The 6,371-nt window shown below is 67.6% G+C and carries 8 protein-coding genes; 5 read left to right on the top strand and 3 right to left on the bottom strand.

What is annotated here, in order from left to right:
* From RMO30_RS03710 to ndk, 4 genes are all read left to right on the top strand, one after another.
* The coding region (locus RMO30_RS03710; RefSeq protein WP_309709674.1) for a DUF5915 domain-containing protein at positions 1–882 on the top strand (882 nt) is incomplete at its 5' end.
* Positions 879–2,264 carry a folylpolyglutamate synthase/dihydrofolate synthase family protein gene (locus RMO30_RS03705; protein WP_309709671.1) on the top strand — a complete coding sequence of 462 codons (1,386 nt, stop codon included), beginning with the start codon at positions 879–881 and terminating at the stop codon, positions 2,262–2,264. The genes RMO30_RS03710 and RMO30_RS03705, both read left to right, overlap by 4 nt.
* Positions 2,261–2,665, top strand: coding sequence for a DUF4233 domain-containing protein (locus tag RMO30_RS03700; protein ID WP_309709670.1), 405 nt, complete (start codon positions 2,261–2,263; stop codon positions 2,663–2,665). Before RMO30_RS03705 ends, RMO30_RS03700 begins: the two co-directional genes overlap by 4 nt.
* Positions 2,662–3,084 carry a nucleoside-diphosphate kinase gene (ndk, locus tag RMO30_RS03695; RefSeq protein WP_309709667.1) on the top strand — a complete coding sequence of 141 codons (423 nt, stop codon included), beginning with the start codon at positions 2,662–2,664 and terminating at the stop codon, positions 3,082–3,084. Before RMO30_RS03700 ends, ndk begins: the two co-directional genes overlap by 4 nt.
* Positions 3,085–3,133: 49 nt before the next feature.
* Here the strand turns inward: ndk and RMO30_RS03690 are convergent, their stop codons facing one another.
* From RMO30_RS03690 to RMO30_RS03680, 3 genes are all read right to left on the bottom strand, one after another.
* Positions 3,134–3,634 (bottom strand): DUF559 domain-containing protein, encoded by a 501-nt coding sequence (locus RMO30_RS03690; protein WP_309709664.1) that lies wholly within the window; start codon positions 3,632–3,634, stop codon positions 3,134–3,136.
* Between the two features lie 596 nt (positions 3,635–4,230).
* Entirely contained in the window at positions 4,231–5,118 is an 888-nt protein-coding gene (locus tag RMO30_RS03685; protein WP_309709662.1) for a thioredoxin domain-containing protein, read from the bottom strand.
* Positions 5,119–5,155: 37 nt separating this feature from the next.
* Positions 5,156–5,749: a vitamin K epoxide reductase family protein gene (locus tag RMO30_RS03680; RefSeq protein ID WP_309709660.1), complete on the bottom strand. Its 594-nt coding sequence runs from the start codon at positions 5,747–5,749 to the stop codon at positions 5,156–5,158.
* A 388-nt stretch (positions 5,750–6,137) separates the two neighbouring features.
* Here RMO30_RS03680 and RMO30_RS03675 point away from each other — a divergent pair.
* Positions 6,138–6,371 (top strand): hypothetical protein (locus RMO30_RS03675; protein WP_309709657.1); only part of this gene is annotated, 234 nt, incomplete at its 3' end.

The raw sequence follows: 6,371 nt of genomic DNA, 5'->3' as shown, positions 1-6,371 counted from the left end.
GCCTTCGACACCCTGTACACCGTGCTCGAGACCCTCACCCGCATGGCCGCGCCCCTGCTGCCACTCGTCGCCGAAGAGATCTGGAAGGGTCTCACCGGCGGCCGCAGCGTGCATCTCGAGGACTGGCCTGACGCATCCGAGTTCCCGTCCGACCCCGGGTTGGTCTCGGCGATGGACCGGGTGCGCGAAATCGCATCCCACGGCCTCGCGCTGCGCAAGGCCCAGAAGCTGCGGGTGCGGTTGCCGCTCGCCCGGTTGACCGTTGTCTCGGCTGATCCGTCGGCGCTCGAGCCGTTCGCCGACATCCTCGCTGACGAGCTCAACGTGCGCGCCGTCGACCTTGAGCCGCTGCGCGAATCGAGCCTCGCCGAATACGGGATCGAGCGGCGACTCACCGTCAACGCCCGCGCCCTCGGGCCGCGGCTCGGCAAAGACGTGCAGCGGGTCATCCAAGCTGCCAAGGCCGGAGGGTGGGAGACCTCGGGTGATGTCGTGATTGTCGACGGCACCGCACTCGAAGCCGGCGAGTACGACCTCGTGCTGGCGACGGCCGACCCGGATGCCGCGGTCGCCTTCCTCGGGGACGGCGGGTTCGTTGTGCTCGACACCGCAGTCACGCCGGAACTCGAAGCCGAGGGGCTCGCGCGCGATGTCATCCGGGCGGTGCAGCAGGCACGCAAGGATGCCGGGCTCGACGTGTCGGACCGCATCACCCTCACCGTCGTCGGCGACCCGGCCGCCGTCGAGGCGATCGAGACGCACCGAGACCTCATCGCGGGGGAAACTCTTGCCACGACGCTCGCCGCTAAGACCGGGGAGAATGGAGCCACCGCCGTGGGCGCCGGATCCGCGGTGACGATCGAACTGGAGCGCACGACGTGAGCGGGCAGGGTAGCGACGACGCCGCCTTCGCCGACGACGAGTCCCAGGACGAGGCCGACGAGGTCTACGCAGAACTGCTGCTGCGCATCGGCGAAGCCGCCCCGCAACCGCGGCTCGAGCCGACCCGCAAGGCGTGCGAGCTGCTCGGCGACCCGCAGCGCTCCGCCCCCGTCATCCACATCACCGGCACGAACGGCAAAACGTCGACATCCCGAATGATCGAGGCGATCCTCCGTGCCGCCGGACTCAAGACTGGGTTACTCACCTCGCCGCACCTGGTGAAAGTCAACGAGCGCATCGTGATCGACGGCATCCCGGTGTCGAACGAGGCGCTGGTGCGCAACTGGCGCGACATCGCCCCGTACCTCGCGATCGTCGACGCCAAACTCGTCGCGGCCGGCGAGGAGGCGCTGTCGTATTTCGAAGCCCTCACCGTGCTCGGCTTTGCGATCTTCGCCGACGCCCCCGTGGATGTCATGGTGCTCGAAGTCGGCATGGGCGGCGAGTGGGACTCCACCAACGTCGCCGACGGCCAGGTGGCGGTGTTCACCCCGATCGCGCTCGACCACCAGGCGCGACTCGGCAACACCGTCGCGGAGATTGCCCGCACCAAAGGCGGAATCATCAAACCCGCGGCAACGGTGGTCACGGCGATGCAGTCGCTCGACGCGATGGACGAGCTGCGGGAAGCCGCCGCCCACGACGAGGCGTCGATGGTGATCGAGATGGTCGACTTCGCGCTCGAGTCGACGACCGTCGCCGTCGGCGGCCAGGTCATCACCGTGCGGGGACGCGCAGGGCGGTACGAGGAGTTGTTCCTCCCGCTCTACGGCGACTACCAGGGGCAAAACGCCGCCGTGGCGATCGCGGCCGTCGAGTCGTTCCTCGGCAACGGCACCGTCGTACTGAGCCCCGACGTGCTCGCGGAGGGGTTGGCCGAGGCCACCTCACCGGGACGCCTCCAGCTGATCGGCATCGAGCCGACCGTCTTCGTGGATGCCGCCCACAACCCGCACGGGGCGAAAGCGCTTGCGGGAGCGATGACCGAGTACTTCGACTTCGCTCAGATCGCCGTCGTGATCGCGGTGCTCGGCGACAAGGACGCCCACGGCGTGTTCGCCGAACTCAGCCCCATCGCCGACCGGTTCCATGTCACCCGCTCGCAGTCGGAGCGCGCCACCCCGGTTGACGAACTGGTCGAAGTTGCGCTCACCGTCGCCCCGCAGGAGTCGGTGCTGCGCTTCGACGACCTCGACGAAGCGGTGGGGGCGGCCCGAGAGTGGGCGGCGGCCGGGTCGAATCGTGCGGTACTCATCACCGGATCGATCACCCTCGTCGGCGAAGCCCTCGCGCTCGCCGAGACCGGAGGGTGGAAGCCGTGAGTACCGACGAGACGTCGCCCGTGACCGGTCGCCCCCGACGACCGCGGCGTGAGCGCGGGGTGACCGAGACGCTGCTATCGATCGTGCTCGTGCTCGAAGCGGTGGTGCTGTTCTTCGCAACCCTCGCGATCAACGGGCTCACCGACATCCCGACTGAGATCGTCGTCGGCGGGGGTGTGGGCGCGATCGTGGTGTTCGTCGTGGTCGCCACGCTGCAGCGGTTTGCCGCAGGGGTCGTTCTGGGCGGGGTGTTGCAGCTCGTGCTCATCGCGTCGGGGTTCTTGGCCGGGGCGATGTTCGTCGTCGGCGCGGTGTTCGCCGCGCTGTGGGTGTGGTGTCTGGTGCGCGCCCGGCGCATCGAGGATTCGCGGCGGATGGCCGCAGAAGGAGGGGACGCATGAGCGTCGAAGAGACGTTGGTGCTGGTCAAGCCGGATGGCGTGGCTCGCAACTTGACGGGAGAGATCCTGCGTCGCATCGAGGCGAAGGGCTACTCGCTCGTCGACATCCGCCAGTTGCAGGCGTCGCGGGAGCTGCTAGCCGCGCACTACGCCGAGCACGAAGGCAAGCCGTTCTACGAGCCGCTCGTCGAGTTCATGGAGTCGGGTCCCGTCGTCGCGATACGCGTCGCCGGGAACCGCGTCATCGAAGGCTTCCGCGTACTGGCCGGCACGACCGACCCGACCGTGGCGGCTCCCGGCACCATCCGGGGCGACCTCGGCCGCGACTGGGGGCTCAAGGTGCAACAGAACCTCGTGCACGGCTCCGACTCGCCCGAATCCGCGGCCCGCGAGCTTGCCCTCTGGTTCCCCGCTTCCTGAGGTCTCCCTCTGCTATTTGCCCGAGATGGTCGACTTTCGCCCCCGAAAGTCAGCCAAGTCGGGCAATCAGCCGCGCTCGGGACGCAATTGCGGTGATCCGGGCCACCAGTTCGTCGGGATCGAGAAGGTCATCGGCTATGAGCTCGACGACGGTCCACCCCAGCGCCTCAAGGCGTGAACGACGAGCGAGGTCGCGCATCCACTGTTCACGACTGCGGTGGTGGTCCCCGTGATATTCGATCGCAAGATTGTGCTGCGGGAACGCCAAGTCGATCCGCATCACCCTGCCGTCAAGGCTGCGCACTTCGAGATTCGCCTCAGGCTCTCCCCACCCGCAGCCCAGCAGGATGAGCCGCAGGGCAGTTTCGGGTCGCGACTCCGATCGCGGGTTCGCGAAGGCGAGTGCCTGACGCAACAGCGATCGGCGCGAGATCCGGTCGCCGACTTCCAATCGTTCAAGCAGCTCGGTGATCGAGCAAAGCGGGGCATTGCGGCGGATGAGGTGGTCGGCTACGGCTACGAGATCGGGGAGCGCAAGGACGCTTCCCATCTCGCAGTACATACGAGCTGGGGAACTCACACGGATGTCTGCGACGAAGACGACATCGGTGGGTGCCACGAATCGGCTGTGTCCTAGGAGGCCGGCGGCGTGCGGTGCCCGGGCGGGGGCTGGCACTGTGACGTGGAGACGCGTCATCAGTGCGAACGGTGGAGGAAGAGGGACGCCGTAAATTCTGGCGGCCGTGGAGTGGCTGAAGAAGACGTCGGTCTGTAACCGCGTCGCGTACATCTGGCAGCGGGTCCGGAGTTCTTCGCTTGAGCCAACCTGGCCTCTGACGCCGTAAACCTTGCGATCAAGATCGGTCGCGCGCGACCGGCTCCGCGTCACTCCGGCCGAACGTCCCGAGGCGACCGTGAAAGGCCTACCGGCGAGAGATTCGGGAAGATCAGAAGGTCGAAAGCCTCGGGGCATGGGTCGAGCCTGAAACAGGCAACCGGCCGCCGTGAGTGCTTTGACTGACCACGCGGGGAAGCCGCCGCGAGCGTGGCTGGGGAGGATTCGCGCGTCCCAGCCCCGTAACGCTATCTGCCCGAGTTGGCTGACCTTCGTGTCGAAAGGTCAGCCAACTCGGGCAAATAGCCGAATTAAGGGGTCGGGGTGGGGTCGGACTCGCTGAAGTCGGCGTTTTGGGCGACGAAGGCCGCGAAGGCCTGCGGGTCGTCGAGGGCGCCGGTGTAGCGCACCCCGTTGATGAGGACCGTCGGGGTGCCGAAGCCGCCCGTCGAAGGGTTGGCGAGGTCGGGGTCGGACGTCGCACGCTCGGTCGCGGCGGCCACCCAGCCGGCGTAGCGCTGCTCGCCGATGCATGCGGAGATCTCGTCGTTCAGCGCGCCGACCGAGTCGAGGATGTCGCGGATGCCGTCGTCAGTGAGCCCTTCAGTACCCTCGGCCGGTTGGTTCGCGAAGAGCGCGGCACTGGCGTCAAGGAATCCACTCGGCTCTTCCGCCGCAATGCACGCCATCGCGTTCGCAGCGCGAGTCGGATACTCGCTTCCCGCGAACTGGCCGTCGAGGATCGAGATCGGGTGCACTTCAAGCGTCGCGTAACCGGCGGCGACGAGATCGGCGATCTGCGAAGCGTTGGTGGTCTCGAACTGGTTGCAGTATGGGCAGCCGTAGTCGAGGTAGGTGACGATGCGCGCGGGCACGTCGTAGGCATCCGGGTCGGTCGCGATCGGGGTGCCCTCGGCGGGAACCGCGCCCGTCTGCACCGCGTCGACCTCGCCGTCGTCGTTTCCGACGAAGAGGATGCCGTCGGAGGCCATGTTCACCGGACCGGGGCCGGCCGGGCGCGTGCCGAGCCAGATGCCGCCGGCGACCGCGCCGAGCAGTGCGACGGCGCCAACGGTCGCGCCCACCCGGATCAGGATGCGGTTGCGGGACTGCGCCTTCTGGCGGGCCTCGCGTTCCATCCGGGCGAGTTCGCGCGCCTGTTCCCTGCGCTGATCCTTGGTGAGACGGTCTTGAGCCACGAAGGGAACTTTATCCTCACGAAACCTAGGGAAATGCCTACAGGTACTGCAGCACGTCGAGGCGCAGTTGCGCGATCAGCGCCACGATCGCGTAGCTGACGATCGTCACCGGGATCGCCCACGAGCTCAAGCCCCGGCCGAAGGCGACGAGGGGGGGCCCGAACGCCCCTTCGGCGAGGTTGCGGGCGGTGACGATCCAGAACAGCGGGATGGTGACCGTCCAGACGAGCATGCACCACGGGCACAGCGTGCCGAGTACGAAGATGCTCTGCGAGATGAGCCAGATCACGAACCCGAGAGCGCCCGCGATGCCGAGGTTGAACGCGATCCAGAACCACCGCGCGAACCGGGCCCCGGCGAGCAACCCGACGCCGACGGCGATCGGCGCGACGAATCCGCCGAGCCCGAGCAGCGGGTTGGGGAAGCCGAATACTGCGCCTTGCCACGAGTCGAGGTTCTTGCCGCACTGCACCAGGACGCTGAAGTTGCAGTCGAGGTCGGCTTCGGGATTCTCGAGTAGCGCGAACTTGTCGACGGTGAGCGAAAACGACGCCCACCAGCCGAGCGCTCCCGCGACGATGAGGAAGATCGCAAGCGCGATGGGTGGGCGCGGAGTGTCGGTATCGGTCACGAGCCGATTATCGCAATACCCGTGCGATACTTGACCGTAAGCCGACCGGGCCGCGCCCGGTCGCACCGATAAAGCTTTCCGGGCATACCGGGCCACGAGTGCCGAGCGCCGCTCCAGTTGAGCACGAATCGCGCACCGTGTCGGACGCCAGTTCCGAATCGCCGTGAGAGGGCGAGCGTCGTGAGAGGACGCAGTGCTCGCAAGAGCACGTGACCAGAACACCGTTCACAGGGAACGGCGGTCGCATCCAGACTTTCATTCGCGGACCGCAGCCGGTCCGCTCGAGCTGTACCGGCGGGTAGCGCGGCACCTCCGGCCGAGGAGTGCACCAGCAATGGTGAAAAGGGAAGCGCCGAAGAGCGCCAGTTCGCATGTTTCCGCAGATTCGGTGACGGATCTCGTGCCGCAGCCTGAGGGCGACGCGGTCGAGAAGCCCAAGCGCGGGCGCAGGAAGGCCGAGGAGACCGTGGATGCCGCTCCGGCGGCCGAGAAGAAGACGCGCGGTCGCAAGAAGGCCGACGCCACCGCCACGGGCCCCGAGGCTGGGGCCGCTCCGGCAGCGGGCGGTGCGTTCTCGCTGATGTTCCAGGCGCCTCCGTTGCCGACACCGGTCATCGGTGCG

This window comes from Pseudolysinimonas sp., assembly GCF_031389465.1.
Taxonomy (GTDB): Bacteria; Actinomycetota; Actinomycetes; order Actinomycetales; family Microbacteriaceae; genus Pseudolysinimonas_A.
The sequence above is the reverse complement of the archived record's forward strand: the minus strand, read 5'-3'. Positions and strand labels throughout refer to the sequence as shown.

Bases quoted from the DNA above. Each gene is read 5' to 3' on its own strand.
- ndk (WP_309709667.1), top strand. From the start codon at position 2,662: ATGAGCGTCGAAGAGACGTTGGTGCTGGTCAAGCCGGATGGCGTGGCT.
- RMO30_RS03690 (WP_309709664.1), bottom strand. From the start codon at position 3,634: ATGGGAAGCGTCCTTGCGCTCCCCGATCTCGTAGCCGTAGCCGACCAC.